At 52.3% G+C, this 26,373-nt stretch carries 24 protein-coding genes and 1 pseudogene; 11 read left to right on the top strand and 14 right to left on the bottom strand.

Features of this window, described 5'->3' with window-relative positions; genetic code table 11:
* The first annotated feature begins 141 nt into the window (after window positions 1-141).
* Window positions 142-798, top strand: coding sequence for a ribosome biogenesis GTP-binding protein YihA/YsxC (yihA, locus tag NHN17_RS07575; RefSeq protein WP_255041616.1), 657 nt, complete (start codon window positions 142-144; stop codon window positions 796-798).
* Between the two features lie 725 nt (window positions 799-1,523).
* Here yihA and spfP read toward each other — a convergent pair.
* Window positions 1,524-1,571, bottom strand: a complete 48-nt coding sequence (gene spfP, locus NHN17_RS26125) for a small protein SpfP (RefSeq protein WP_438616993.1) — start codon at window positions 1,569-1,571, stop codon at window positions 1,524-1,526.
* 187 nt (window positions 1,572-1,758) lie between these two features.
* Window positions 1,759-4,530, bottom strand: a complete 2,772-nt coding sequence (gene polA / locus NHN17_RS07570; protein WP_255041615.1) for a DNA polymerase I — start codon at window positions 4,528-4,530, stop codon at window positions 1,759-1,761.
* 324 nt (window positions 4,531-4,854) lie between these two features.
* Here polA and elbB point away from each other — a divergent pair, with 324 nt between their 5' ends.
* Complete coding sequence (elbB, locus tag NHN17_RS07565) at window positions 4,855-5,505, top strand: isoprenoid biosynthesis glyoxalase ElbB (protein WP_255041614.1); 651 nt, start codon at window positions 4,855-4,857, stop codon at window positions 5,503-5,505.
* 244 nt (window positions 5,506-5,749) lie between these two features.
* On the opposite strand, the gene NHN17_RS07560 is transcribed toward elbB, so the two are convergent.
* The 4 genes and pseudogenes from NHN17_RS07560 to recQ form a co-directional block, all read right to left on the bottom strand.
* Window positions 5,750-6,196, bottom strand: a complete 447-nt coding sequence (locus tag NHN17_RS07560) for a GNAT family N-acetyltransferase (RefSeq protein WP_255041613.1) — start codon at window positions 6,194-6,196, stop codon at window positions 5,750-5,752.
* Window positions 6,197-6,284: 88 nt separating this feature from the next.
* The gene (locus NHN17_RS07555) at window positions 6,285-6,980 is read right to left on the bottom strand and encodes a 7-cyano-7-deazaguanine/7-aminomethyl-7-deazaguanine transporter (RefSeq protein ID WP_255041612.1); all 696 of its coding nucleotides are present in this window, start codon (window positions 6,978-6,980) and stop codon (window positions 6,285-6,287) included.
* Window positions 6,981-7,098: 118 nt separating this feature from the next.
* Window positions 7,099-7,384: pseudogene (locus tag NHN17_RS26035) on the bottom strand (DUF3630 family protein).
* A 311-nt stretch (window positions 7,385-7,695) separates the two neighbouring features.
* Entirely contained in the window at window positions 7,696-9,540 is a 1,845-nt protein-coding gene (gene recQ, locus NHN17_RS07540; protein WP_255041606.1) for an ATP-dependent DNA helicase RecQ, read from the bottom strand.
* A 243-nt stretch (window positions 9,541-9,783) separates the two neighbouring features.
* Here recQ and rarD point away from each other — a divergent pair, with 243 nt between their 5' ends.
* The 3 genes from rarD (at window position 9,784) to ggt (ending at window position 13,257) form a co-directional block, all read left to right on the top strand.
* Window positions 9,784-10,710: an EamA family transporter RarD gene (rarD, locus tag NHN17_RS07535; RefSeq protein WP_373689548.1), complete on the top strand. Its 927-nt coding sequence runs from the start codon at window positions 9,784-9,786 to the stop codon at window positions 10,708-10,710.
* Window positions 10,710-11,366, top strand: coding sequence for a LysE family translocator (locus NHN17_RS07530; protein WP_255041673.1), 657 nt, complete (start codon window positions 10,710-10,712; stop codon window positions 11,364-11,366). The genes rarD and NHN17_RS07530 overlap by 1 nt, the downstream gene beginning before the upstream one ends.
* Before the next feature lie 121 nt (window positions 11,367-11,487).
* On the top strand, window positions 11,488-13,257 hold the full coding sequence (gene ggt / locus NHN17_RS07525; RefSeq protein WP_255041603.1) for a gamma-glutamyltransferase: 1,770 nt from the start codon (window positions 11,488-11,490) through the stop codon (window positions 13,255-13,257).
* 121 nt (window positions 13,258-13,378) lie between these two features.
* On the opposite strand, the gene uvrD is transcribed toward ggt, so the two are convergent.
* A complete protein-coding gene (uvrD, locus tag NHN17_RS07520; protein ID WP_255041602.1) occupies window positions 13,379-15,550 on the bottom strand; it encodes a DNA helicase II in 2,172 nt (723 codons plus the stop codon).
* Window positions 15,551-15,888: 338 nt separating this feature from the next.
* On the opposite strand from uvrD, the gene NHN17_RS07515 reads away from it, so the two are divergent.
* The 5 genes from NHN17_RS07515 to NHN17_RS07495 are packed head-to-tail and all read left to right on the top strand — an operon-like array spanning window position 15,889 to window position 18,548.
* Window positions 15,889-16,155 carry a BufA1 family periplasmic bufferin-type metallophore gene (locus NHN17_RS07515; protein WP_255041601.1) on the top strand — a complete coding sequence of 89 codons (267 nt, stop codon included), beginning with the start codon at window positions 15,889-15,891 and terminating at the stop codon, window positions 16,153-16,155.
* 47 nt (window positions 16,156-16,202) lie between these two features.
* Window positions 16,203-16,463 (top strand): BufA1 family periplasmic bufferin-type metallophore, encoded by a 261-nt coding sequence (locus NHN17_RS07510; RefSeq protein WP_255041600.1) that lies wholly within the window; start codon window positions 16,203-16,205, stop codon window positions 16,461-16,463.
* The gene (gene bufB / locus NHN17_RS07505; protein ID WP_255041599.1) at window positions 16,464-17,333 is read left to right on the top strand and encodes an MNIO family bufferin maturase; all 870 of its coding nucleotides are present in this window, start codon (window positions 16,464-16,466) and stop codon (window positions 17,331-17,333) included.
* On the top strand, window positions 17,311-18,099 hold the full coding sequence (locus tag NHN17_RS07500; protein ID WP_255041598.1) for an HvfC/BufC N-terminal domain-containing protein: 789 nt from the start codon (window positions 17,311-17,313) through the stop codon (window positions 18,097-18,099). Before bufB ends, NHN17_RS07500 begins: the two co-directional genes overlap by 23 nt.
* Entirely contained in the window at window positions 18,093-18,548 is a 456-nt protein-coding gene (locus NHN17_RS07495) for a DoxX family protein (protein ID WP_255041597.1), read from the top strand. Before NHN17_RS07500 ends, NHN17_RS07495 begins: the two co-directional genes overlap by 7 nt.
* Before the next feature lie 94 nt (window positions 18,549-18,642).
* On the opposite strand, the gene yigB is transcribed toward NHN17_RS07495, so the two are convergent.
* Genes yigB through lptM form a run of 6 tightly spaced genes read right to left on the bottom strand, consistent with a single transcriptional unit; the run spans window position 18,643 to window position 23,247 of the window.
* Window positions 18,643-19,365, bottom strand: a complete 723-nt coding sequence (gene yigB / locus NHN17_RS07490) for a 5-amino-6-(5-phospho-D-ribitylamino)uracil phosphatase YigB (RefSeq protein WP_255041596.1) — start codon at window positions 19,363-19,365, stop codon at window positions 18,643-18,645.
* Between the two features lie 28 nt (window positions 19,366-19,393).
* Complete coding sequence (gene xerC / locus NHN17_RS07485) at window positions 19,394-20,305, bottom strand: tyrosine recombinase XerC (protein WP_274126252.1); 912 nt, start codon at window positions 20,303-20,305, stop codon at window positions 19,394-19,396.
* Window positions 20,302-21,006 carry a DUF484 family protein gene (locus tag NHN17_RS07480; protein ID WP_255041595.1) on the bottom strand — a complete coding sequence of 235 codons (705 nt, stop codon included), beginning with the start codon at window positions 21,004-21,006 and terminating at the stop codon, window positions 20,302-20,304. The genes xerC and NHN17_RS07480 overlap by 4 nt, the downstream gene beginning before the upstream one ends.
* Complete coding sequence (gene dapF / locus NHN17_RS07475; RefSeq protein ID WP_255041594.1) at window positions 21,003-21,833, bottom strand: diaminopimelate epimerase; 831 nt, start codon at window positions 21,831-21,833, stop codon at window positions 21,003-21,005. Before dapF ends, NHN17_RS07480 begins: the two co-directional genes overlap by 4 nt.
* Window positions 21,834-21,847: 14 nt before the next feature.
* Window positions 21,848-23,101, bottom strand: coding sequence for a diaminopimelate decarboxylase (lysA, locus tag NHN17_RS07470; RefSeq protein WP_255041593.1), 1,254 nt, complete (start codon window positions 23,099-23,101; stop codon window positions 21,848-21,850).
* Window positions 23,102-23,127: 26 nt separating this feature from the next.
* Window positions 23,128-23,247, bottom strand: a complete 120-nt coding sequence (gene lptM, locus NHN17_RS07465; RefSeq protein WP_255041592.1) for an LPS translocon maturation chaperone LptM — start codon at window positions 23,245-23,247, stop codon at window positions 23,128-23,130.
* Between the two features lie 78 nt (window positions 23,248-23,325).
* On the opposite strand from lptM, the gene cyaY reads away from it, so the two are divergent.
* On the top strand, window positions 23,326-23,637 hold the full coding sequence (gene cyaY, locus NHN17_RS07460) for an iron donor protein CyaY (RefSeq protein ID WP_255041591.1): 312 nt from the start codon (window positions 23,326-23,328) through the stop codon (window positions 23,635-23,637).
* Between the two features lie 74 nt (window positions 23,638-23,711).
* Here cyaY and NHN17_RS07455 read toward each other — a convergent pair whose 3' ends face one another.
* The gene (locus NHN17_RS07455; RefSeq protein WP_255041590.1) at window positions 23,712-26,270 is read right to left on the bottom strand and encodes a class I adenylate cyclase; all 2,559 of its coding nucleotides are present in this window, start codon (window positions 26,268-26,270) and stop codon (window positions 23,712-23,714) included.
* Between the last annotated feature and the right edge of the window lie 103 nt (window positions 26,271-26,373).

The raw sequence follows: 26,373 nt of genomic DNA, 5'->3' as shown, positions 1-26,373 counted from the left end.
TATAGAGCTTCCAGTACCACAAGTAATGCTCAGTGACATGGTATACAATGCGACCACTAACCGAGCTCGGTTTTCATACATTTTACACAATTTCACATAAAAGTAATCAGTCGACTACATCAAGACTTGACGGAGTTAACAGTGAATCAACCTCTCAACTATAGAAACACAGGATTTATCACAAGTGCACCTACAATCCGACACTTGCCGAACGACACAGGCGTTGAGATCGCATTTGCTGGCCGCTCCAATGCAGGTAAGTCGAGTGCACTAAACCGCATCACCGACCAAAAGAGCCTCGCCCGCACTTCTAAAACCCCCGGACGTACCCAATTAATCAACATGTTCGAGGTGATCCCCGGCTGTAACTTGATTGACCTTCCGGGATATGGCTACGCCCAGGTTCCGCTGGAAATGAAGTTAAAGTGGCAGGAGTCACTGGGTGAATACCTGCAAAAGCGCGAGTGCCTGCAGGGCCTAGTCGTGCTGATGGACATCCGCCACCCGCTTAAGGATCTTGATCAACAGATGATCATGTGGGCGATCGAAAGCCGCCTGCCAGTGTTGGTTCTACTCACCAAGGCTGACAAGTTAAAGAGCGGTGCTCGTAAACAGCAACTGATGAAGGTACGCGACAGCGTCAAGACATTCGGTGGCGATGTACAGGTCGAAGCCTTCTCGTCACTCAAGGGGATCGGCGTAGATCAGGTCCGCCGTAAATTGGATGAATGGTTTGCCCCTGAGCTAGAGCGACAACTGGCGATGCTCGAAGAAGACGAAGCGCAAGACAAAGAGTAACGACTTACAAATCAACACTAAATAAAGCTCCCGCCTGGGAGCTTTTTTTTGCCTACGGACGCGGCACAAATATCACGGGACACAGGCATAAAAATACCCCACCAGCAAGGCGGGGCAATGGGAGAGAAATAGGAGGTTATTATATTTGTCCAGAAAGCATCAGTGATTTCCCCCACCAACGCAAGTTTTTTCTCCCATAATTGTGTATCCGGCAACACTTAACCACAGGTTACATCTTAGGTTCCAGAGGATAACCACCAGTTTTAAGCTGTTGGCGACTAATAGTGGGTGAAGTTGTTTTTTATTAAAAATAAAGCGTACTGCAGTCCAATAAAGACATCCCAAAATGGAATAAAATTACAGTTTTATGATTGGCCGGATAAAAAAAAGCCACCCCAAATCCAGGATGGCTATTTCATGTATTTGTTGGCTAGCCGGCTTGGAGCCCACTACCGAAAACAAATATGAACAAGAAGCAAACAAGAGTATAGCGCTCTGAAAAACAAAATTAAAGTAATTACTCTAAAAATGAGTAACGAAGGATTACGGTATACACAGTAAACGCTGGAAACATAACCTTCCAGTAAGTTATTCGCTATCTAACGAGATGAGATGGCAACAAATCAGTGCCAAGATGGTCAAAATGTAAACGGGATAATTCGGAGGGATGGAATTTTTGGCGGCACAATAAAAAACGCCCTGGCCAAATGACCAGGGCGGCTGAATCAGCCAAATCCAATAACGTGAAACAAAAGGTCTGAAAGATAGAACATCTTACCTCTGTACCCTACGCCTATAACTGTATATCAATTGCTCAGTATTGAAAAGTATTTTTGTAGTTTTTTTTCAGGATTTCGTAAGTAGTTTCTAACATTCGTAACTCACTGAACGAATAATTTAAGCAAAAAAATAGCCAGCAATGCTGGCTATTTTCATACCATTATAAGCTCTCGGGCTAATTTAGTGCGCCTGGTCCCAGTTATCACCAATACCGGCGTCTGCAATCAGCGGGACAGCCAGTTCAGCCGCCATTTCCATCAGGCGGCGAACTTCAACAGATACGCTTTCGACCTCCGACTCTTGTACTTCAAATACAAGTTCGTCATGTACTTGCATTAGCAAACGTACTTGGCCTTCAGGCTGCTGGCCAACCCACTCATCCACTAACACCATCGCACGTTTGATAATATCAGCGGCAGTTCCCTGCATAGGGGCGTTGATCGCTGCACGCTCAGCCGCTTTGCGGCGCATACCGTTGCGCGACTTGATATCAGGCAGGTGCAAACGACGCCCGAACAAGGTTTCCACGTACCCTTGTTCACTGGCTTGATTGCGGGTGCTCTCCATATATTCGAGCACACCTGGGTATCGCTCGAAATACACATTCATATATTCCTGAGCTTCGTTACGCCCCATATCCAGCTGCTTAGCCAGACCAAATGCGCTCATACCATAGATCAAGCCGAAGTTGATCGCCTTAGCGCGGCGACGTTGCTCGGTAGATACCGACTCCAGCGGGATCCCCAAGATCTCAGCAGCCGTCGCGGCATGGATATCCTTGCCCTGCCGGAAGGCATCCAACAGGGCCTGATCACCCGACAGGTGGGCCATAATACGCAATTCGATTTGCGAGTAGTCGACCGCCAGTACTTTGTAGCCAGTTGGTGCAATGAAGGCCTGGCGAATACGGCGCCCTTCCTCATTACGTACCGGGATGTTCTGCAAGTTTGGATCACTCGATGACAAACGCCCCGTCGCGGTCACGGCCTGATGGTAGGAAGTATGGACGCGGCCTGTTGCCGGGTTCACCATCTTCGGCAACTTGTCGGTATAGGTCGACTTCAGCTTAGCTAGGCTACGGTATTCCAAGATAAGTTTAGGCAGTGGGTAATCCAATGCCAGCTCCTGCAGCACTTCTTCATTGGTCGAAGGCGTACCAGAAGGCGTTTTCTTCAGCACCGGTAGACCCATCTTTTCAAACAGAATAGCCTGCAACTGCTTTGGCGAGCTCAAGTTAAACTCATCACCTGCGATCTCGTAAGCCTGCTTCTCCAGCTCATCAAGACGGACGGCGATCTCGGTAGACTGTGCGCCAAGCTGCATGCTATCAATCAGCACACCAGTACGCTCTATACGCGACAATACCGGTACCAATGGCATTTCAATGTCTTCAAACACCGACTTGAGCTTTTCATCGGCATTCACTTTTTCAACCAGCAGGTTATGCAGGCGAAGGGTAATATCGGCATCTTCTGCCGCATAAGGGCCGGCTTGCTCCAAATCAATCTGATTGAAAGTCAGCTGTTTCTTGCCCTTGCCGGCAATGTCTTCAAAACTAATGGCTTTGTGCTCAAGGTAGCGCAGCGACAGGCTATCCATGTCATGACGGCCAACCACACTGTTGAATACGTAAGACTCCAGCATGGTGTCAAAACGGATCCCCTGCATGTCAATACCATAGCGGGCAAGAATACTGGCATCGAACTTGAGGTTCTGGCCCACCTTGGCACGCTCGGGGTCTTCCAGCAATGGCTTAAGCTGAGCCAACACCCAGTCACGGTCCAGCTGGGTTGGCGCATCAAGGTAGTCATGGGCAACCGGCACATAAGCCGCTTTGCCTTCTTCGACCGCGAACGACACACCCACTAAGTTTGCCGTCATGTAATCGAGGCCGTCGGTTTCAGTATCAAACGCAACAACGTCAGCAGAGTTCAGTGTTTCCAGCCACTGATTAAACGCCGCTTCATCCAATACGGTTTCATAACCACTGCGGTCTATTACCGGTGCCACCGGTTTACTGTCTGCCGCAGGCGATGCCGCTTTTTCATCGGCAACAATACGGCCGTCACTGCCGTCGAGCATTTCGGACAACCAACGACGGAACTGCAGCTGGCCAAACAACTTGGTCAGCGCATCGGTATCCGGTGTGCTTTTCACCAACTGCTCTGGCGTCACATCGAGCTCAACATCCAGCTTGATGGTTGCCAACTCGTAAGACAGGTATGCTGCCTCTTTGTTGTCCTGCAGTTTTTTCGGCATGGTTTTCGAACCACGGAAACCCAATGGCGGGATATCATCGAGGTTGGCATATAGCGCATCCAGACCGCCGATCCCCGTCAGCAAGGCCTTGGCCGTCTTCTCACCAACGCCCGGTACTCCCGGAATGTTATCGACCTTGTCTCCCATCAGGGCAAGGTAGTCGATGATCAACTCAGGGCCGATACCAAACTTATCAACAACCCCGGCCGGATCCATCACCACATCCGTCATGGTGTTGATCAGGGTAACGTTCTGATCAACCAGTTGAGCCATATCTTTATCACCGGTACTGATCAAGACCGGCATACCGGCTTTTGATGCCTGACTGGCCAAGGTACCAATCACGTCGTCGGCCTCAACCCCGGGGATCGAAATCAGCGGTAAGCCCATAGCCTTGATAACGGCGTTTAGGGGTTCGATCTGGCTACGCAAATCATCCGGCATCGGCGGACGATTGGCCTTATATTCCGGATACATATCATCTCGGAATGTTTTTCCTTTCGCATCAAAGATGACGGCAATGTGCTCGGTGGAAAACTGGCGCAGCATACTGCGCAGCATATTTACCACACCGTAGACTGCACCGGTTGGTTCACCGTCTGAATTAGTGAAGTTAGGCGCAGCATGGTAGGCACGATAAAGATAAGATGATCCATCAATCAGAATAAGTGGGTTTTCTGGGATAGTTGCCATAAAGATAGTCTTATATCCGGGGGATGAAAGAGTGAGGACCCTAGGATGCCATGACTACCATCAACTGTTAACTGCTGTTTTCCAATCAAGGCCCTACATCTGTGGATAAGTTTGTTGGTAGTTCATTTTTAAGTGTTGATCAATTTTTTAATAATCAAAAAAAACACAAATAAAACAAATAAAATACAACAACTTAGACTTATATAGCTCATTTGATCCACGATCCAGCAATGATCGTTAATTGTGGAAAAAGTTAACAGTGCGTTCTTAAATAAGATGAACTGAGAGTAAAAATAGACAAATCTGACGATAAAGGGAGCCATTATGAAGAAAATTGCAGTTATTTTGAGCGGCTCAGGGGTGTTTGACGGTGCCGAAATCCATGAAGCCGTCCTCTCCCTGCTGGCTATCGAACAAGAAGGGGCGAGTTGGCATTGCTTTGCCCCGAATATGGATCAGCACCATGTGATTAACCACCTGACCGGTGAAGAAATGGCGGAAACACGCAATGTGCTGATCGAAGCAGCCCGGATCGCCCGTGGTCAAATCGATGATCTGGCCATGTTGGATCCCAGCCAGTATGACGCTCTACTGCTCCCCGGCGGTTTTGGCGCAGCCAAAAACCTGTCAGACTTTGCCTTCAAGGGTAGTGAGTGCTCCATCCACCCTGAGGTCAAACGGGTCTGCCAGCAATTTGCCGAGGAAGAGAAACCCGCCGGTTACCTTTGCATCGCACCTGCAATGATCCCACTGATCTACGGTCCGGGAGCCAAAGGGACGATAGGTACGGATCCCGATACGTCAAAAGCTTTCAACCAAATGGGCGGTGAACATATCAAATGCCCGGTCGATGATTTCGTCCTGGATCAGAAGCGCCGGCTGCTGACTACCCCTGCGTATATGCTAGCGGGCAGCGTGTCTGAAGCCGCAGAAGGGATCAATAAGCTGGTCAGGGAGTTGGTGAAGATCGCCTAAGGCCGCCGATCAGGCAATCAGCGCTAGATAAAGAAAAAGCGGCACTACTCTCCAGCTAGAAGCCGGAAGTAGCTGCCGCTTAGCAGAAGGGATAGCCGTTTTTAGCCCTACACTAAAAACCCACCCTAGCTAAAGTACACTGGAAGCAATGTGAGCAATGTCGTGCCTTCAATGAGAACCGGTTTAAACCTTTCTCGTTGAGCGCAAGCTAATAATAACCATTCTCATTTGAGATGCAAGCATTTTATTGAGAATTATTGTCATTTAGTTGTTTAACAAAATGCAACCTGAAGTCTTCAATACCGTCTTTCTTTTCTAAGTGCTCGATTTGATAACCATTTCTCAACAATAAGCGCAACATGGCTGGAAACCGATTTCGGGATTTCACTCTCAGCGTCTGATAACCTTGAGCCAGTACCCATGCCTCCTGAGCCTCGAGCAGGGCCTGTGCCACACCACTACGGCGTCCAGCTGGTGCAACGCCACCCAGCCAGCTGTAAAAACAATCCTCCGACAGCTGATAACCGATCTTGACCCCAGCCAATTCGCCATCTATCTCAGCCACTAAAATCAAAGCCCGGTGGACACGGAGTCTCTGCTTTAGCTCGTCTTCGGTAGCGGGGCGAGCAAACTCGGTGATCGCGACCAACACCGTTACGGCTTCTTCAGTACTGGCCTCACGGATATGCATAATTCCTCCTATATACCAAACTGAATAAGGCCAGCAATGCTGGCCTTAAACTGTGCTTATTATGGTGCGAAACCCTGATAAGGGAAAGCTAGACGCCCAAGGTGCTGCGCGGTTGCTTGTCACTGCTCTGTCGGGCTGGCGGCACGGTCGTCAGCTTGTTAATCAGGTAATTGAGCAACACCCCGTACATAGGCACAAACAACCCAAGGCTGATCAGCAATTTAAAACCATAATCCACCAGAGCGATCTCGACCCAGTTCTCTGCCATGAATGCATCTGGGCTGTTATAAAATGCAATAGCGAAGAAGGCTAAGGTATCGAGGGCATTACCGAACAAGGTCGAGCAACTCGGGGCGACCCACCATTGCTTGGTCTGGCGCAGCCGGTTAAACACCGACACATCCATGATTTGCCCCAGCAGGTAAGCCATAAAGCTAGCAATCGCAATCCGGGCAACGAACAAGTTGAACTCAGCGAGGTGGCCTAGGCCCTGATACTCCCCTTGATAGAAGAGAACCGACAGCACATAGGAAATCACCAGCGCTGGCATCATTACCCTGAGAATAATTTGCCTTGCCATTGCCGCACCGAAAATACGTACCGTCAAGTCAGTCGCAAGAAAGATAAACGGAAAGGTAAAGGCGCCCCATGTGGTATGCAATCCCATGACTGTAAAGGGAAGCTGAACCAAATAGTTGCTTGATGCGATGATCAACAGGTGGAAAACCACCAAAAAAGAAAGGGCCTTGCGCTGCTGCACAGGCAAAAATTGAGAAGTCGTCATTGTCAGACCTTTTTGTCATTGGGGGAGAGGGAACCCAAAACACTACCGCCAGCTCTCACACCGCCAGTAGCAACCGAAGGCGGGGATTATACAGCAAACCACCGCTTTGCCTAGAGTATCACCGCTCACCCAGCAATCCAGCGAGGAATAACAGTGTTTCTTGTGCTTCACTGTCGAGCCCTTCTAGCCACATCTGGCCACTGTAGTGCTCACCTTTCAGCAGCAAACGGCAGCCTTCAAAGTCCACCAGCCATACATGCAAGTCTAACCGTGATCCCCAGCCCCTGAAGCAACATATCTGCCACTTCGGTAAAGCTATCATAGTCGAACTCAGGCCCGCCGAGCTCTAACAGTCTTACTGCGGTATCCAACCGTCGACACCAATAGTGCGAACTTATTGCCATAGCGCGTATTCCTTTTAGCAATGCTTAGCTGCAGGAAATTTCCTGTAACCAATTGTTTCTGTGAGTATCAAGCAATAACTAGCCCCTAGCCAAGGGGGGGAGGTTCATGGTTTTATGAAAGTGTTGCTGATTGGGGAGACCCGGTAAGCAATCGGTGAATTTAACATTCTCACCAAATACGCAAGCTGTTTTGTAGCGAACAGATCATGCTGGGGCCAAGCCCCTGTTTGTATCTAATACGCATTTTATACCGGGCGCAGATTGTCCGGTATTTTTTTGCCTGTTTCACACCCACCGACTTAGAAAACGGTTCAGAAACCGACCTCTTCACCTGCAGTCAGATGATCTTCAATCAGTCCCAAAAAGACGTTGCCGTATTTTTCCAACTTGCGGTGGCCAACACCATTGACCGACAGCAGCTCACCCGCCGAAGTCGGCAAACGCTCAGCCATCTCCATCAAACTGGCATCATTGAATACCACGTACGGCGGCAAATCTTCTTCGTCGGCAATGGCCTTGCGTAGCTTACGTAGTTTAGCGAACAGCTTTTTGTCGTACTGGCGGTTGGCCATTTTGTCGCTCTTGGCACTGCGGGCAGCAATATCCAGCCTCGGCACGGCCAGCTCAAGGGGGATTTCCCCGCGCAGTACTTCGCGAGCTTTGGCCGTCAGCTGCAATATCGAACTGCGGACAATGTTCTGGGTCAGGAAACCACGGTGGATCAGCTGGCGTAAAATACTGACCCAAAACTCATGGCTATGCTCGCGGCCAATACCATAAGTACTCAGTTTATCGTGGCCATATTCACGAATACGCTGGTTCTGCATGCCGCGCAGCACTTCCACCACATGGGTAATACCGAAACCTTGGTTAACCCGGTAGACACAGGAAAGTGCCTTTTGCGACACTTCCAAGGCATCAAAATGCTTGGGCGGGTCGAGACACACATCGCAGTTACCGCAAGGTTCTTCCCGCGCTTCACCAAAGTAATTGAGCAACACCTGCCGCCGACAGGTTTGGGCCTCGGCAAAGGCTCCCATGGCATTGAGCTTGTGGCTTTCCACCAACTTCTGGGCACCGTCTTCTTTCTCATCCAGGCAGCGCCGTAGCCAGGCTAAATCTGACGGGTCGTAAAACAGGATCGCTTCAGCCGGTAAGCCGTCTCGGCCTGCCCGTCCGGTTTCCTGATAATAGGATTCAATGTTACGCGGGATATCATAATGAACCACGAAACGGACGTTGGGCTTGTTGATCCCCATGCCGAATGCCACCGTCGCCACCACAATTTGCACATCATCACGCTGGAAAGCTTCCTGTACCCAAGCTCGCTCGTCATGACCCATCCCGGCATGATAGCCAGCAGCACGGATCCCACTCTCATTTAACTTTTCGCTGATCTGCTCCACCCGTTTGCGGCTATTGCAGTAGATAATACCGCACTGGCCGCGCACCCCAGCTAAATAGCGGGTCAGCTGGGCCATCGGCTTGTATTTTTCCTGCAGGGTGTAACGGATATTCGGCCGGTCGAAACTGCCGAGATAGGTATGCTGGGCCTGTAGGGCCAAACGGGCAATGATATCCTGCCGAGTGGTATCATCCGCTGTTGCCGTCAGGGCGATCACTGGTACATCGGGAAATGCCTGACGCATACTGCCAAGAGCGGCGTATTCCGGCCTAAAATCATGCCCCCACTGCGAGATACAGTGCGCTTCATCCACGGCAACCATGCTCAATGGCAAGCTGGCCAGCCGCTCGGAGAAATCACGGCCAAGCAGGCGCTCTGGCGAGACATAAACCAACTTGATCTGGCCTTGTTCCATCGCCTGAAAGGTACCCTGTACTTCTTCCCACGACATGGTGGAATTTATACAGGCGGCAGCCACCCCGTTGGCCTTAAGCTGGTCCACCTGATCTTTCATCAGGGAAATCAAGGGAGACACCACCAGTGTCAACCCATCACGCAACAAGGCCGGAATTTGGTAGCACAGCGACTTGCCGCCACCGGTCGGCATGATCACCAAACAATCCTGCCCGGACACCGCCGCCTCGATAACAGATTGCTGACCCTCGCGGAACTGCTGGTAGCCGAACACATCCTGCAGCACCTGTTCACAGGTCATAGGGCTTTCGGTCTTGCACGGCTGGCTTGCTGGCATAACGTTCTCATTGGCGCGGGTGACCCGACACGGGGCACCTGAAGATGGACAAGGCTGGCTATTCTATACCATTCAGATCGCCGATGGGAGTCACCCCTGGTTCAATTCATTTCCGTAGCCCGAGGCTGAGTTTGCTGATGAAAAAGACAATAGTATTGGGATCGATCACGATTTATACTGCGCCTGCATACACAACTGAATATTTATTTCTCTCCTGCCAGCTCGGCACCAACTTTTCAGGTAATCATGGAAGCGCAAAATACCCGGACCCAGCGCGGCGTCATCCTCGCCCTGTCGGCCTACACCATGTGGGGTGTCGCCCCGATCTATTTCAAGTCCCTCCAGCATGTAAGTGCAATGGAGATCCTCAGCCACCGGGTGATCTGGTCGTTCGTGTTTCTTGCACTAATATTGATGGTTAGCAAGGGATGGGGGCAAGTACGGGCCGTATTAGGTCGACCGAAAGTGGTCATGCTATTGCTGGCAACCTCATTGCTGGTCGGAGGAAATTGGCTGATTTTCATCTGGGCAGTCAACAACAACTACATGCTCGATGCCAGCCTGGGGTATTACATCAACCCACTGCTCAATGTCTTGCTCGGGATGCTTTTCCTCGGCGAGCGCCTACGGCCGCTGCAATGGGTTGCTGTAGCACTGGCAGCAACTGGTGTGGCAGTCCAACTGATCCAGTTCGGCTCATTACCGTGGATCGCACTGGCATTAGCTGCTAGCTTCGGCCTCTACGGCCTGCTGCGCAAAAAAGTTAACCTTGATGCGGCCACGGGGCTGTTTATGGAAACCAGCTTGTTGTTGCCTCTGGCGCTCGGCTACGTCTTTCTTTTTGCCACCAGTCCAACATCGGACTGGTCCGTCAACCCGATGACCACTAATCTGCTGCTAATGGCAGCCGGCATAGTCACCACTGTGCCACTATTGTGCTTTACTGGTGCAGCCACCAAGCTCAAGCTCTCAACGCTAGGCTTTTTCCAGTACATCGGCCCGAGCCTGATGTTCCTGTTGGCGATTACTGTCTATGACGAAAAATTTACTGTCGATAAAGGCTATACCTTTGCCTTTATCTGGGCGGCGCTGATCTTATTCAGTTCAGACGGTCTGAGACACCATCGCAATACCCGCAAACAACAAAAGAGCAAGGCTAAGCAAGCATGATCAATGAAATGACCACCCTCGCCACTCTGGTAACTGTCCATATCGTCGCCCTGATGAGTCCGGGGCCCGACTTCGCCTTGGTGGTACAAAATGCCGGCCGCTACGGCCGCCAGACCGGGATTATGATCGCCCTCGGCTTGTCATTGGGGATCCTGCTCCATTCTATCCTCAGCCTGACCGGTGCGAGTTTGCTCATCCACCAGCACCCTATGTTATTTACACTGCTGCAAGCTGCTGGCGGCAGTTACCTGCTGTGGCTTGGGATCGGCGCGCTCAAAGGCACGTGGCAACACTACCAGCAGCGCTATCAGCCAGCAGAACAACAAACAGCCAAACAAGATAAGCAAGTGCTTGCTAACCGTAAACAAGCACTGGCCAAGGGCTTTACCACCAATATCCTCAACCCCAAAGCTCTGGTTTTCTTTATCAGCTTATTATCAACCTTGGTGCCCGCCAGTATGTCTTTGGGTGGCAAAGCGACGGCAATCGGCTTGTTGTGGGGAACCTCGTTTCTGTGGTTTGCCCTGCTGGCCTGGCTATTGACCGGTGCTCGCCTACAACAAAAGCTGCAGCGATGGACACCATGGATTGATGCCACCTGTGGCGCCTTGTTCACCCTTATCGGTAGCCTGATCCTGATCAGCATTATCGCGTAGTCAACGCGACGACTAGAATGCCTCACACAGGTTGACCCGCTGCACAAAAAACAGTCAACCGTTAGACACCACCACTTACCTTACTTAGGCTAGCTACAGCTTAAGTAAGGAGTACTCCCCCATGGAATGGAATCACCGACACCGGGTCGTCCTATTGTCAGCCTGCCTGCTGACCCTGCCGACATCCACCTTTGCCAAAGACAGCCAACAAAGTACGGATCAACTCGCCCCGGAAGCTGCCACCGGACTCACCGAACAGAAAGCAGTGACGGGCAAAGACTGGATGATCGCCTCTGCCAATCCATACGCCAGTGAAGCCGGCGCTGACATTTTACGTCAGGGCGGCAACGCTATCGATGCCATGGTCGCCACCCAATTGGTACTGGGCCTGACCGAGCCCCAATCCTCCGGTATCGGTGGCGGAGCATTTATGGTGTATTGGGATCAAAAAAAGGCAGCCCTTACCACCTTTGATGGCCGAGAAACGGCACCGTTCGCCGTCACTCCCCTGCTATTTCAGGATAACAAGGGCCAGCCTCTGCAATTCTTCGATGCCGTCGTCGGTGGCCGCTCGGTCGGCACCCCGGGCACCGTCAGACTGATGTGGTATACCCATCAGCGTCACGGTAAATTGGATTGGAAGAAACTGTTCGAACCAGCGATCCAGCTTGCCAAAGACGGCTTCACCGTCAGCCCAAGGTTGGCGTCACTGGTCGAAAAAGACCAAACCCACCTGCAACGCTTCGAGGCAACCAAAGCCTATTTCTTCAATAACGATGGCTCACCGATTCAGGCCGGCCAAACGCTGAAGAACCAGGAATATGCCGATACCTTGCGCCAAATCGCCGAGCGCGGAGCCAGCGCCTTCTACACCGGCGAGATAGCCAAAGATATCGTCAAGGCGGTACGTACGGCACCTGGCAACCCGGGCGTCCTCAGCACCATGGATCTCGCCACTTATCAGGTCAAGGAGCGGCCTGCCATCTGCGCGCCTTACCGCCAGTACGAGATCTGCGGGATGGGGCCACCAAGCTCTGGCGCCCTGACGCTGGGTCAGATCATGGGAATGCTCAGCCACTATCCGCTTGCGGAGTTGGGGCCGGACAACCTGACCAGCTGGCGCTTGCTCGGCGATGCCTCCCGCCTCGCCTTTGCCGACCGCGGTCACTATATGGCCGACAGCGATTATGTACCAATGCCCACCAAGGGGTTGCTAGCGGGTGACTACCTCCAACAGCGGGCAGCCTTGCTCAACACGGACAAAACCTTGGCCAAAGCCGAAGCGGGCACCCCGCAGTGGGATCACGCCATGCGCTATGCCATGGATGAATCAATCGAGCTGCCCTCGACCAGTCACTTTTCAATCGTCGATAAGAACCGTAACGTGATTTCCATGACCACCACCATCGAGAACGGGTTTGGCTCCCGGGTAATGGTGCGCGGCTTTTTGCTCAACAACGAGCTGACCGACTTTTCCTTCCGTAGCCATGACAACGGCAAGCCGATTGCCAACCGGGTCGAGCCCGGCAAGCGCCCCCGATCCTCCATGGCACCGACCATCGTGATGCAAAAAGGCAAGCCCTACCTGGCTATCGGCTCACCGGGCGGCAGTCAAATCATTGGTTACGTTGCCAAGACCCTAGTCGCCCACCTCGATTGGGGGCTGGAGCTGCAACAAGCCATCAACCTGCCTAACATGAACAACCGCTTCGGCCCGTTTGAGCTGGAAGCCGGTACCGATGCAGAAAGCTGGGCGCCACAGCTGGAAACCCTCGGCTTCGAGGTACAGGTCAAGGAGCTCAACTCTGGTGTTCAGGCCATCAAGCTCAACAGCAAAAACCTGACCGGTGCTGCCGATCCGCGCCGAGAAGGCAAAGTCATCGCAAAATAAGATCACCGCTGGATACACAGCACCACTGAGTAAACCGGCATAAAAAAACCCGTGGCAGATGCCACGGGTTGTGTTTTCGTCATTTGACTAACATCGAACCAGCGATTGCTCTTTTGAGCGTTTACATCGGCTCAAGCTTGGCATATTGGGTCACCAACCATTTGATGCCCTCACCATTGAAGGCTACCTGTACCCGGCTCTGGGCACCGCTTCCCTCAAAGTTGATGATGGTCCCCTCACCAAATTTCGGGTGCTTGACCCGCTGACCAAGGGTATAACCCGTTTGGTTAAAGTTATCGTTGACCTGGGTCTGGCTGAAGCGACCGCTGCTGGCAGGTCGTGACACCTTGGCCTTCATCCGTACTTCTTCGATAAACTCTTCCGGGATCTCGCGGATAAAACGCGACGGTTTATGGAAGTTGTCCTTGCCGTACAAACGACGCATCTCCGCATAGGAAATGTAGAGCTTCTGCATAGCACGGGTCATACCCACGTAGCACAAGCGGCGCTCCTCTTCCAAGCGGCCCACTTCCTCGGTAGTGCGCGAACTCGGGAACATCCCTTCTTCGACGCCAACCATAAATACCACCGGGAATTCCAACCCCTTGGCACTGTGCATGGTCATCAGCTGGACAGCATCATCGAACTCATCAGCCTGACCTTCGCCCGCTTCCAGCGCAGCATGGGACAAGAACGCCGACAACGGGCTCATCTCCTCGGCTTCTTCCGGGATCTCGAACTGGCGGGTTGCGGTGACCAGTTCCTCAAGGTTTTCGATTCGTGCCTGGGCTTTCTCGCCTTTTTCCTGCTCGTACATCGCACGTAGGCCAGAATTACGGATCACTTCATCGGTTTGCTGATACAGCGGCAGCTCGCGGGTATCATCTTCCAGAGCATTGACCAGTTCGATAAAGCGGCGCAGCGAATTGGCTGCACGGCCAGCCAGCACTTGCTCTTCCAGCAAGGCAACACTGGCTTGCCACATGGTCGCTCCGCGGTCACGGGCTGTCATGCGGATTGTTTCCAGTGTGCGATCGCCCAAGCCACGGGTCGGGGTATTCACTACCCGCTCAAACGAGGCATCATCATTACGGTTGGCAATCAGTCGCAAATACGACAGGGAATCTTTGATTTCCTGACGCTCGAAGAAACGCATACCGCCATAAATCCGATACGGCATTCCCGACTGGATCAACGCTTCTTCCAATACCCGCGACTGGGCATTGCTACGATAAAGCATGGCTGCATCGCTCAAGGCTCCGCCCTGATCGCGCAGCTCTTTGATTTTGCCAACCACAAAGCGGGCTTCATCGAGCTCGTTGAAGGCCGAATAAATAGAGATCAGCTCACCTTCAGCACCATCGGTCCACAGATTCTTGCCCATTCGCTCGTTGTTGTTGGCGATCAAGCCATTGGCCGCTTTCAGGATGTTAGCGGTCGAACGGTAGTTTTGCTCAAGGAAGATCGAACTAGCCCCCTTGAAATCATTGAGGAAGCGCTGGATGTTCTCCACCTTGGCGCCACGCCAGCCGTAAATTGACTGGTCATCATCACCCACAATCATCACATTACAGTCCGGACCGGCCATCAGGCGCAACCAGGCAAACTGGATGTTGTTGGTATCCTGGAATTCATCCACCAGAATGTGCTTAAAGCGAGCCTGATAGTGTTCACGGATATGCTTGCTACGCTGCAGCAACTCGAAGGCACGCAATAGCAACTCGGCGAAATCGACCAAACCAGCACGATCACATGCTTCCTGATAGGCAGTATAAAGACGCAGCCAGGTTTGCTCGACCGGGTCATTGAACGAGTCAATGTGCTGTGGACGCAGACCTTCGTCTTTCTTGCCATTGACATACCACACTGCCTGGCGGGCCGGCCACTGCTTCTCGTCAAGATTCTGGGCCTTGATTAAACGGCGCATCAAACGCATCTGATCGTCAGAATCGAGGATATTGAAATCTTCCGGCAAGTTGGCATCCAAATAGTGGGCGCGCAGCATGCGGTGACACAGGCCATGGAAGGTGCCGTTCCACATACCTGCCGACGAACCGTGCATCAACTCATTGATCCGGCCGCGCATCTCAGCGGCTGCCTTGTTGGTAAAGGTTACCGACATGATGGAGTAAGGCGAGGCTTGCTCTATCGTCATCAACCAGGCAATGCGATGGACCAAAACCCGGGTTTTACCACTCCCGGCGCCGGCCAAAACCAGGTGGTTACCCAACGGTGCCGCCACCGCCTCGCGTTGCTTGTCATTTAGGCCATCTAACAGAAGTGAAACGTCCATCGCTCTCTACTGGTTATTTATACAATGGTGATGATTATAACCACAAAGCCCACCGTGATGCGAGAAACCTCCCCTCTGCCACACCACCCAGCCAACAGATGACAAACCCATCAATAAAGCGTGACAAAAATTTCACCTTATCAACCTCTTGCCAGATTGTTTTGTTCTATGCTTGGAACTACACAAAGTTAACGAAAAGTTAAAAAAATTAAGAAAGCATGAAAGTTATTCCTAACTCGCCCTTTCTTATGTACCGAGAGCACCAACAAGGTGTCAGTTAACCCAAAAGGAAACGTTGCATTTTCCTGCAACAGTCAGCGTATTTAAGAGGATTAAACATGAAAAAGACCACCAACATTGCACTCGCGACTGCAGTAACAGGCCTGATTGCACTAGCCGGAACCGCCATGACCACCACCGCCGCGGTCGCTGCTGAGGAAAAAGAAAAGTGCTACGGCGTAGTCAAGGCAGGCAAGAATGACTGTGCCACCAAAACCAGCTCTTGTGCCGGTACCTCAAAAACCGACGGCCAGAAAGATGCATTCGTGATGGTTCCTAAAGGCTTGTGTGATCGTCTTGCTGGCGGCTCAACCAGCTCATCATAACCTTTAATCACCTACCAACTTGATAACACTCAAATGAAGGAATCATTATGAAAAAGTCTAATCTTGCTGTTGCTACTGCGGTTTCTGGTTTACTTGCCCTTGCGGGTACGGCACTAACACCTTCTGTGGCCGTCGCGGCAGAAAAGGAAAAATGCTACGGGGTGGTCAAAGCCGGTAAAAATGACTGTGCGACCAAAACCAGCTCTTGTGCCGGCACCTCGAAAACCGATGGCCAGAAAGATGCTTTCGTCATGGTGCCTAAAGGCCTTTGCGATCGCTTGGCCGGTAGTTCTAAAGAGGCCGAGTAATTGAGCAGGTTGTCTCCTGACAAGATGGTAGGGGTGGGGCTTCGCTCCCCCCACATCCATCAATTTCTCGCCGACAAGCCAGATATCAGCTGGCTGGAAATCCACAGCGAGAATTTTTTTACGCCTCACTCGACGGCCCGCCAGCAACTCAGGGACATTGCCAACCACTACCCGATCAGCTGCCATGGGGTCGGGATGTCTCTCGGCTCTGCCGATGCGCTGGATAAACAGCACCTATCCCGGCTCAAGCAGCTCGTGGATGAAATAGACCCGATTGCGGTATCCGACCACCTCAGCTGGAGTTCGGTTGACGGTCAGTACTTCAATGATCTGTTGCCCCTGCCCTATACCGAGGAGGCACTGGCCCACTTCTGCCACAAGGTTGAACAAGTACAAGACACGCTCGGCCGTCAGCTCTTGGTCGAGAACCCATCCAGTTACCTGAGTTTCAACCACTCCACGATTCCGGAATGGGAATTTCTGCGAGCTGTCCAACAACGCACCGGATGCGGTTTGCTGCTCGACCTCAACAACATCTACGTCAGCAGTTTCAACCACGGCTTCGATTGCCAAACCTATCTGGATGCTATTGACCCTCGCACGGTTAAAGAGATCCACCTGGCGGGCTTTACCGTCAAACAGTTCGAACAAGGCGAAATATGGATAGACACCCACAGCAAACCCGTTAGCGAACCAGTATGGCAACTCTATCGCCAGTGGGTACGCCAGCACTTCACCGCGCTTGGCGGGGTGCCAACGCTGATTGAATGGGATCTCGATATTCCTGCGCTCGACGTGCTACTTGGGGAAGCCGACAAGGCGCGATACATTATTGCGGAGGAGGCCAATGATGGGATCTCCGCAGCCTAAAAAGCCGCACCAACTACATAAACTACAACAGGATTTCGCCGAAGCGCTGCACTACCGGCCAAGCCCTGCTAATGAAACCGTTACGACCGGTCAGTTTGCCCCGGAACAACTGATACAAATCTACCGTAACAACTTTATTATCAGCCTGTCGGAAGTGCTGGAAGCCTCCTATCCATGCTGCAAGGCCGTGGTCGGTGACGAGTGTTTCGCCCAACTCGCCCGCCAGCATGTACTGGCCTACCCGCTAGGGGAAGGCAATGTGACCGATTACGGCGACGGCTTTGCCGATACAATTTCCGGCCAGCCGTCAGTAATTGAGGCGGTTCCTTATCTAGCCGAACTGGCCCAGTTGGAGTGGCTTGTCGACCGAGCTAGCCAGCATGCTCCGGTCAGTACAGATTTTCCGTTCGAGCAACTAACACTGATCACCGAGGACAACCTGCCTCAGTTGGTAATGGAAGTTGCTGAGCCTATCTACAGCTTCGATGCCCATTACCCTGTCGCCAGCCTGTGGCAGATGATCACCGATGATCAGGTTGAGCCGATTGATATGAATCAGCCGGAGTCGGTCATTATCCAGCACCGCTCACAAGGTATGCTGGTGATGGCAACAACCACGACGGCGACAGCTTTGTTACACCTGTGCCAGCAAGGTCGTGCATTGGGCGACGCTGACGGTACCATGCTGGCCATTCTAGGCGAGCTGATCCAACAACAACTTTTCACCCGTATCCACGGCTTGCCTGAGGGAGAGTGTGCATGCTGAATTTTCTCAAACAAATCGATATCACGGCCCAGCGGATCACCGAGCCCCTGATCCCTCTGTTCCTGCTGTTCACCCGACTGTGGGTGGCATGGGTATTTTTCAAGTCCGGGATGGTGAAATACAGCAGTTGGGACAGCACCCTTTACCTGTTCGAGTATGAATACCAAGTGCCCCTGTTCCCCTGGCAATTCGCCGCCTATTCGGGCACGGCAGCCGAGCTGATCCTGCCCGTTTTCTTGGCACTCGGCTTGTTCACCCGACCAATGGCACTGGCACTGTTCGTATTCAATATCATTGCGGTAGTGTCCTACCCGCTGCTGTGGGAGAAGGGCTTCTTCGACCACCAGTTATGGGGCATGATGATGCTGATCAACGTGTTCTGGGGCGCCGGGATGATTTCTGTCGACCATCTCATCAGCAGCAAGCCGAAGCAGTCTTTATTGCAGTAAACCTATTTCAGGGCGAAACAGATAAAGACAGAAAAGGGACAGCATGCTGTCCCTTTTTTGATCGCTCAAATAACCGGCTATATGTGGGTTTGCCTCACTCAGACACCAATGCCAACAGCTGTGACAGCTGGCTGATTTCGACATCCGGTAGCCACTTGGCGCGTGGCTCACGACTCAGCACACGGAGCTGATCATTGAACCAGCAGGCCTTGAAACCGTTTTGCTTGGCGCCACCGACATCGGTCACCAAGTGATCGCCAATATGGAGAATATCACTCGGGGGGATGCCTAGATCTACCGCCGCGCTGACAAACAAATCGGGCTCAGGTTTGGCTAATCCATCACGGCCCGCCATCAGCACCCCATCAAAATACTGCGCGAGCCCGATTTTTTCCGCATCGACATTGCCATTGGTAATCGCCACTAGCGGCAACTGTTGCTTGAGCATCGCCAATACCCGGTGCGTTTCTGCAGGGACATCCACTTGATTTCTGACCTCAAGAACCACCGCGACCCCTTCGCCAGCGGCCTGTTCCGCAGCTGAAAGGGAATAGCCCAGCTGCATAAAGCCAATCTTGAGCAATTCAAACCGCCATTGAGTCACATTATGGCGCAGCATGGGATCGGCTTTGGCAAGACGCTTTTTCAATTGCAGCCAACCAGCTCCCCCTATCCCTTTCAACCGCGGGTGGTTAACCGCCAACCAATCATGCATTGACTGCTCAGCCCGGCGTATCACCGGTCGGTTATCATAGAGGGTATCGTCAAGATCAAAGGTCAGTGCCTTGGGCGCGGAAAAAGGTCGGTAAAACTGCATCAGCGGCTACTCTCAAAAACACCCCAGCTCAACGCTTGTTGCGTTTGGCTCGGGGATGGGCTTCATCATACACCTGTGCCAGGTGCTGGAAGTCCAAATGGGTATAGATTTGGGTGGTCGAGAGATTAGCATGGCCCAGCAATTCCTGAACCGCCCGCAGATCCCCCGAGGACTCAAGCATATGGGTGGCAAAACTATGGCGCAGTTTGTGCGGGTTGATATGACTCGATACCGCCTGCTTCTGGCCCCATTCCGCCATCCGCTTCTGGACATTGCGGTTAGAAATACGCTGGCCCAGTTTGGACACAAACAACCCGGGCTCGCCAGCCGCAGCCAACTGGCCCCGCACCTTCAGCCAGTGTCCAACCCATTCGCGGGCCAGCCCGGCAAACGGTACAACACGTTCTTTGTCGCCCTTACCGATCACCCGCAAATCGCCTTTGCGCAGGCTGACATCCTTGACATTGAGACTCACCAGCTCCGACAAGCGCAAGCCAGCGCCATACATCAGTTCCATCATCGCCCGATCGCGTATAGACAAGGGATCGTCCTCATCGACGCTGAGCAACTGATCCATCTCGTCAACATCCAGGTTCTTCGGCAGCGGCCTGGCCTTACGCGGTGCAGACACCCCCTTAGCCGGGTTAGCCTTGAGGACACCTTGCCGGACCAAGTAATCGAAAAAGCTACGTAGTGCTGACAATCGCATCGACAGGCTGCTGGCCTTAAGACCATCTCGCATCCCCTTGGAGGCCAACTGGCGGACCCAACCGGCATCGACGGCCTGCCAGTTATCGACGCCCAACGCCACCAGCTGCTCGGCCAACGTTGTCAGCTGGCGCTTGTAGTTTTGTTGGGTATGAAGGCTAAGCTCCCGTTCACTGCGCAGGTATTCGTAAAATCGCTGCAGCGGCTTTTCCAAGCCAGCTGGCAAGCTCACTCAATCACCTCACGGGTATATTCCCAGTGGTGGATCAGCTTGGCGAGGACCATGGCCAACTGCTCGACAAACAAGGTGTCCATCTCCGGCTGGAAATGACCGCCATCGACACTGGCAAAGCTCAGTACCCCAAACGGCCTGTCATTGCCAAGCGGCAAGATCAAGAACGACCCCAGCTGCGGCGGCTGGTCAAACAGCAGATCCGCTTCAAGCTTCCGCAACCGACCCAGATAGACCGGGCGCGATGACAGCCGCGAACGGCTGAAGCTCTCGAAGCTGCGGCGGTCAAGGAACAGGTTATCATCCAGGCTATCAAACAGACGCAGGCTGATGTCAAGATTCAGCTCATCGGCCAGTGTTTCCAGTACACACAATGCCTGGTAGATATTATGAGTCTGGAACAACTGTTGCTGGGCCTTGGCAAAGGTATGGAAAAGTTGGCTGTTGTGGGTCGCCGCCCCAACCAAGCCAGTAATTTTCTCTTCCAACTCACCAACATTACTGCGCAAGCGCTCAAGCTGGACATCAACCAGAGACACTACGCCACGGTCGGCATGGTGGACCTGGATCCGGCTCAACAACTCTGGATGGCGGGCAAAGAAGTCAGGGTTAGCCAACAAAAAGTCCGCTACCTCCTGCTCGTTCAACGAGACGGCATCCTCATCGGGGGCACAAACGTCAAGCTGAGATATATCGGTCATAATACAATTTGTCCATCAAACACATGCGTTGCCGCACCTGTCATATACAAAGGCTTGCCCTCTCCCGGCCAGCGGATTTGTAAATCCCCCCCCGGTAGCGACACCTTCACATTGTCGTCCAGCAGCCCCTGCATCCGGCCAATCGCCACCGCGGCACAAGCCCCGCTACCACATGCCTGGGTTTCACCAGCACCACGCTCATAAACCCGCAGCTTCACTTCGTTGCGATTGATCACCTGCATAAAGCCGGCATTCACCCGCTCAGGAAAACGCTCGTGGGATTCAAGGATCGGCCCCAAGGTCTCGACCGCTGCAGTCTCGACATCATCCACCACTGTGACACAGTGTGGGTTGCCCATGCTGACGGCCCCGCAAAATACGGTTTTTTCACCCGCCCGCAGGATATAAGTTTTCTCGCTTTGATTGGCACGAAAAGGAATTTTACCCGGATCGAACTCAGGCACCCCCATATTCACAGAGACCTGGTTGTCGTTCTCCAGCTTGAGTACCATTTTACCGCCTTTGGTGCTGACCGAAATATGGTATTTGTTGGTCAGCCCCTTCATCCAGACAAAACGGGCAAAACAGCGGGCACCATTACCACACTGCTCCACCTCACTACCATCGGCATTGAAGATCCGGTAATGGAAATCCGTCTCGGGATCATAGGGCGGCTCTACCACCAATAGCTGATCAAACCCAACCCCACGGTTGCGGTCAGCCAAACGCCGGATCGCATCCGGCGAGAAGAACACATTCTGGGTCACACAGTCGACGACCATAAAATCGTTACCTAGCCCATGCATTTTCGAAAAATTAACCTGCATGTTGTTCCTTCTCGTTATTCTGGCAACAGCTGCTCTGATTGCCACAGCTGCGCGAGTTCTTCGCGTTCACGCACTACGTGGGCCTGGCCGCCATCAACCATGATCTCCGCTGCGCGCACGCGGGTGTTGTAGTTCGACGACATCACAAAACCATAAGCCCCTGCCGAACGTACCGCCAGCAAGTCACCAGTCTCTAGGCACAGCTCGCGATCTTTACCGATAAAGTCACCGGTTTCACAGATAGGGCCGACTAGATCATAAGACACCTTCTCACCATTACGCGGGATAACTGGCACGATATCTTGCCACGCTTGGTAAAGGGTAGGACGGATCATGTCGTTCATCGCCGCATCGACGATGGCAAAGTTCTTGTATTCGGTAAGCTTGAGGTATTCCACTCGCGTCAACATCACCCCAGCATTGGCAGCAATCGCCCGGCCCGGCTCGAAAATCAGCTCCAAGTCACGGTGGTCGGTCAGGCGCGCCATCAACGCTCTGGCATACTCCGAAGGCTGAGGCGGACGCTCATCGCTGTAGGTAACACCCAAGCCGCCACCCACATCAAGATGATGAATAACAATGCCTTCGGCTTTAAGGGTATCAACCAATGCCAGCAGGCGGTCGGTGGCATCAATGAACGGGTCAATGGCTGTCAACTGCGAGCCGATATGGCAATCCATCCCCGTTACAGCTAGGTGCGGCAGGCGATGGGCCAAACGGTACACTTCTGGCGCTCGCTCAAAGGCAATGCCGAATTTATTGTCGCGCAGGCCAGTTGAAATATACGGATGGGTCTGGGCATCGACATCCGGATTAATACGCAGTGATACCGGCGCTACCTTGCCCAACTCACCGGCAACCTGATTAAGCCGCTCCAGCTCAGGTTCGGATTCTACATTGAAGCATTTGATGCCAAGTTCCAGGGCCCGCTTCATTTCCGCGGCGGTCTTACCGACCCCGGAGAACACGACCTTGGCCGGATCGCCACCCGCGGCGACTACCCGCTCGAGCTCGCCACCCGAAACGATATCGAAACCGGAACCCAGTCGCGCCAGTACATTAAGCACGCCGATATTGGAGTTTGCCTTTACGGCATAACAAATCAGGTGGGGATGTTCGGCCACCGCTTGGTCAAAAGCATGCCAATGACGTTCGAGCGTCGCACGCGAATAGACATAGAGCGGTGTGCCAAAACGGTCAGCCAAATCGGCCAGTGGAATCTCTTCGGCCCATAGCTGGCCATCTTGCTGATAATTAAAATAATCCAATGTAGTCTCTTCCCTGTCTGAACCGTTTATTGATCGTTCTGTTGCTGCTGCTCGCTGTCGTCAGGCATGTAGAGAGCCCCACTCTGACCACAACCGGTAAGGGCCAGTACGCCCAACACCAAAATTGCTAATAAACCTTTACGCATTTTTGAAAGCCAGTGATTATCATTTCATTGCCCTCTATAATCGCACCCACACTAGGAAAAGCAATAGGACGATCGGGGATGAATGATACAGAATTTCATAAGTTAGCAGATGAAGTGCTGATGAGCATCGAAGAAGGCATCGACGAATCTGGTGTCGACATCGAATACGAGACCACTGGCAACGTATTGACACTGGAATTTGAAAACCGCAGCCAAATTGTGATTAACCGCCAAGAGCCATTACATGAAATCTGGCTGGCATCAAAATCAGGCGGTTATCACTTCAAGTACAAGGATGGCGAGTGGCACTGTACCCGTAGTGGCAACGAACTTATCGCCCTGGTCAAAAAAGAATGCTCACTACACGCCGGTGAAGCTGTCGATTGGTAAGCCTAATCATCAACCTGCCCAAACAAAAAAGCGGGAGCCTAGGCTCCCGCTTTTCTTTGCTTATTTTCAGCGACTTAGCGCGAAAAGTTGGCGTTCATCAACGGCTGAGGAGTTACCTCCGGTCGTCGCGACGGCTGCTGACCGCTCTTGTACGGTAGTACCTGCGGCGCGCCATTTTCGCTATGGACAATGTCGTAAAACTGCGGCAGGTTGAAATTGATAAAATTAGCGCTATAGCTAAAACGATCATGGGCCGAAGTGTAAAAACGGTTCACCCCATGCACCATCTCATCCTTGTCACCGCTACACTGGCGATAAACCTCAATACGGTTGGACTCATCCAGAATATAGATGTTGAACCCTGAATCACAATTTTCGAAGAAAAACTGGATCAAACCTTCGCTGGCATAAGCATCGACAATTTCCGGCGGATGTGGCTCGTCGGTCTTGCCCATCACCAAATTAGCCGAGCCCAGCAGTTTGTTGGTCGAGATACAGCTGTAGAAGTCGACGGAGTTTTCCAGTTTCTGCACCGACACGCCGCGACGCTCAAAGAACAGGCCGTGGGTCTGACGGGCAATACGGATCGCCTTAAAACGGCGACGCTTTTCCTGCTCAACTGGCTTGAGGCGCATCTCGATACACTCGGCCACCAGTTGGTACACCAAGTTGCGGATCAAGCCACGCATGTGCTTGCTGTAACAAAATACGTCCACCGACTCCGGCGGCAACGCATCTTGGTGCATCTTGCCCAATACCGTCTTCAATGCATCCAGCATGGCACTGTCACCGGTGAAGTTCAGGGTACGCACTTCGTTCCACGAATTGCGGTACACCAAATCGACACTACCGACCAAGCACATTTGGTCTGGGCCATAACTGAAGATATCAGTATTCTTGAAATCAAATTTGACCGAGCGGTTACGCAGCCGGGTGGTAGGGTCGTTCTCCAAATTGACAAACAGGCCAAGCTGGCGAATTTCACACGGGCTCGACAGCGCCTGCAAACTCGGTTGCGGACGACGGATTGGGAAAGTATTGCGGATATCACTGACCAGCTGGTAAAGCTTGTCGATATCAACCGCTGAGTCGCGTATTACGTTGTGCAGGCAGGTCGATTCAGTCAACAGTCCATTGAAATAGGCCCATGCCACCAACTTGCTGAGGTAGCGGTTATGCTCCAGTGCCGGGCGGCCCATGATAGCCATCGGATCGAGCGACTGCTTGTAGAGGTACCATCCAGCAGTATTAGTTCGCCCGGCCGGTACCTGGATCAGGCTCAAATCCTGCTCATGCAAATCCGGGGACAGCTGCGGGTTGAGTAAGGTCACCTTGCCCGGCAGTACCTCGAATGCCGCATACAGCTTACGGGCCAAAATACTGATATCTTCCGGACTGATTGCCGAGGTAATGTTATTACGGCGGGCAAAACGGATCAGGTTACGGTAGCTGAGCATCAAGGCATCGAGCAGTTCGTTGTGCGCACTCTTGACCTGCTCGACCTTCCAGTCGCGGCGACGATCGAGCTCTACAAGTACCTCTTGCGGCCACTGCCATTCGTCGGTCAGCTCCTGCAACACCTTACGGCGCCACGGTACCGAGCCAGACGCAGGCGCGCGGGTCAGCTTTTCATGGGTCTTGAGATAAAAACAACGACGAACCAGATCCAGACGACGGTGATCATTGATACGCTCAAGGTAACGGGTCACCTTCTCCAGCATCAGGTAATAGGCATCCATGCAGAATTCTGTACGGTCAATGGAGAAGAAACGCCGTTTACCGTCAACACTAAGCAGTTGGGTATAAGGATATTCCCAAGAATAAGCTTCAAGCAGGATGGCTTTTAGTACTGACTTATACGGCGAGTCGATACTTTTATAGAGTTGCCACAAGCTGGAACCAAAATATTCCTCGGCCGGAATGCGGGACACACCGCCAAAATCTATCCATTCATCACGATGGATATACCCGCCATTTTCAAGATAGCAGATGTAATCATCGTAACACTCCTCCATTTCCGGCGGCACCATAAACCATAGCAGGCGCTGGCCAGCCAGATTAACGGCTGAACGGTAAAACTCATCAAGTAGCAATAAATGCTGGCTTGAACCACAGTTTTCACCGGTCATCTGCTCAGAGAAGTTTTCACGGAAGCGGTTTTCGTCGATCAGAAAGAAGTTTGCCTCAACTCCTTGGGCCATGGCCCATTCAGAGATCACCGCACACTTGGCATCGAGAGCCTGACGGTTTTCAGCTGGCATGTCGGTCCGGATGCAGACCCAAATATCAAGATCGCTGGTTAGACTCTGCCCCAACGAGGCGGTACTGCCCATCGCATAAAGCCCCTGGATAGGGTGCATATCATTTGCAGGAGTATAAATCGGAGTAGAACTGGCCAAACCACAGTCATCGATCAACTGTTGCTGCTGTTTGGTGGCAGTAAAAGACGCAATCCCCACCGATACTTCCTGATCAAGATAGCCAGGTACCGCCGGGTGATTATAGTGAAGTAAGATAGGCAACAGATTGAACACCTGTACAGACTGCGGTGTCATGGCGGCACGCGCCCGCTCGAGTCTTAGCTCATTGAGCTTATCTAATCTACCTTTAAGCGTTTCAATATAGTTCTGCAAATTACTCTTCCAAGAGCTACCAGCTTAAGAGCGGCCCAAATCTTGTCATTAAAGCGGTTGAGATGGCTCGAACCAGGAGTAAAAACGTGATCAATCTAACAGT

Origin of the sequence: Photobacterium pectinilyticum (assembly GCF_024357955.1) — a bacterium.
GTDB lineage: Bacteria > Pseudomonadota > Gammaproteobacteria > Enterobacterales > Vibrionaceae > Photobacterium > Photobacterium pectinilyticum.
This window is presented reverse-complemented; position numbering and strand designations above follow the sequence as displayed.

What these genes read in the sequence shown, in the direction of transcription:
- NHN17_RS07495 (WP_255041597.1), top strand. Translation starts at nt 18,093, where the DNA reads ATGCTGAATTTTCTCAAACAAATCGATATCACGGCCCAGCGGATCACC.
- yigB (WP_255041596.1), bottom strand. Translation starts at nt 19,365, where the DNA reads ATGCAGTTTTACCGACCTTTTTCCGCGCCCAAGGCACTGACCTTTGAT.
- dapF (WP_255041594.1), bottom strand. Translation starts at nt 21,833, where the DNA reads ATGCAGGTTAATTTTTCGAAAATGCATGGGCTAGGTAACGATTTTATG.
- NHN17_RS07510 (WP_255041600.1), top strand. Translation starts at nt 16,203, where the DNA reads ATGAAAAAGTCTAATCTTGCTGTTGCTACTGCGGTTTCTGGTTTACTT.
- NHN17_RS07560 (WP_255041613.1), bottom strand. Translation starts at nt 6,196, where the DNA reads ATGCATATCCGTGAGGCCAGTACTGAAGAAGCCGTAACGGTGTTGGTC.
- polA (WP_255041615.1), bottom strand. Translation starts at nt 4,530, where the DNA reads ATGGCAACTATCCCAGAAAACCCACTTATTCTGATTGATGGATCATCT.
- recQ (WP_255041606.1), bottom strand. Translation starts at nt 9,540, where the DNA reads ATGCCAGCAAGCCAGCCGTGCAAGACCGAAAGCCCTATGACCTGTGAA.
- ggt (WP_255041603.1), top strand. Translation starts at nt 11,488, where the DNA reads ATGGAATGGAATCACCGACACCGGGTCGTCCTATTGTCAGCCTGCCTG.
- uvrD (WP_255041602.1), bottom strand. Translation starts at nt 15,550, where the DNA reads ATGGACGTTTCACTTCTGTTAGATGGCCTAAATGACAAGCAACGCGAG.
- NHN17_RS07555 (WP_255041612.1), bottom strand. Translation starts at nt 6,980, where the DNA reads ATGACGACTTCTCAATTTTTGCCTGTGCAGCAGCGCAAGGCCCTTTCT.
- NHN17_RS07500 (WP_255041598.1), top strand. Translation starts at nt 17,311, where the DNA reads ATGATGGGATCTCCGCAGCCTAAAAAGCCGCACCAACTACATAAACTA.
- NHN17_RS07480 (WP_255041595.1), bottom strand. Translation starts at nt 21,006, where the DNA reads ATGACCGATATATCTCAGCTTGACGTTTGTGCCCCCGATGAGGATGCC.
- lptM (WP_255041592.1), bottom strand. Translation starts at nt 23,247, where the DNA reads ATGCGTAAAGGTTTATTAGCAATTTTGGTGTTGGGCGTACTGGCCCTT.
- elbB (WP_255041614.1), top strand. Translation starts at nt 4,855, where the DNA reads ATGAAGAAAATTGCAGTTATTTTGAGCGGCTCAGGGGTGTTTGACGGT.
- NHN17_RS07515 (WP_255041601.1), top strand. Translation starts at nt 15,889, where the DNA reads ATGAAAAAGACCACCAACATTGCACTCGCGACTGCAGTAACAGGCCTG.
- cyaY (WP_255041591.1), top strand. Translation starts at nt 23,326, where the DNA reads ATGAATGATACAGAATTTCATAAGTTAGCAGATGAAGTGCTGATGAGC.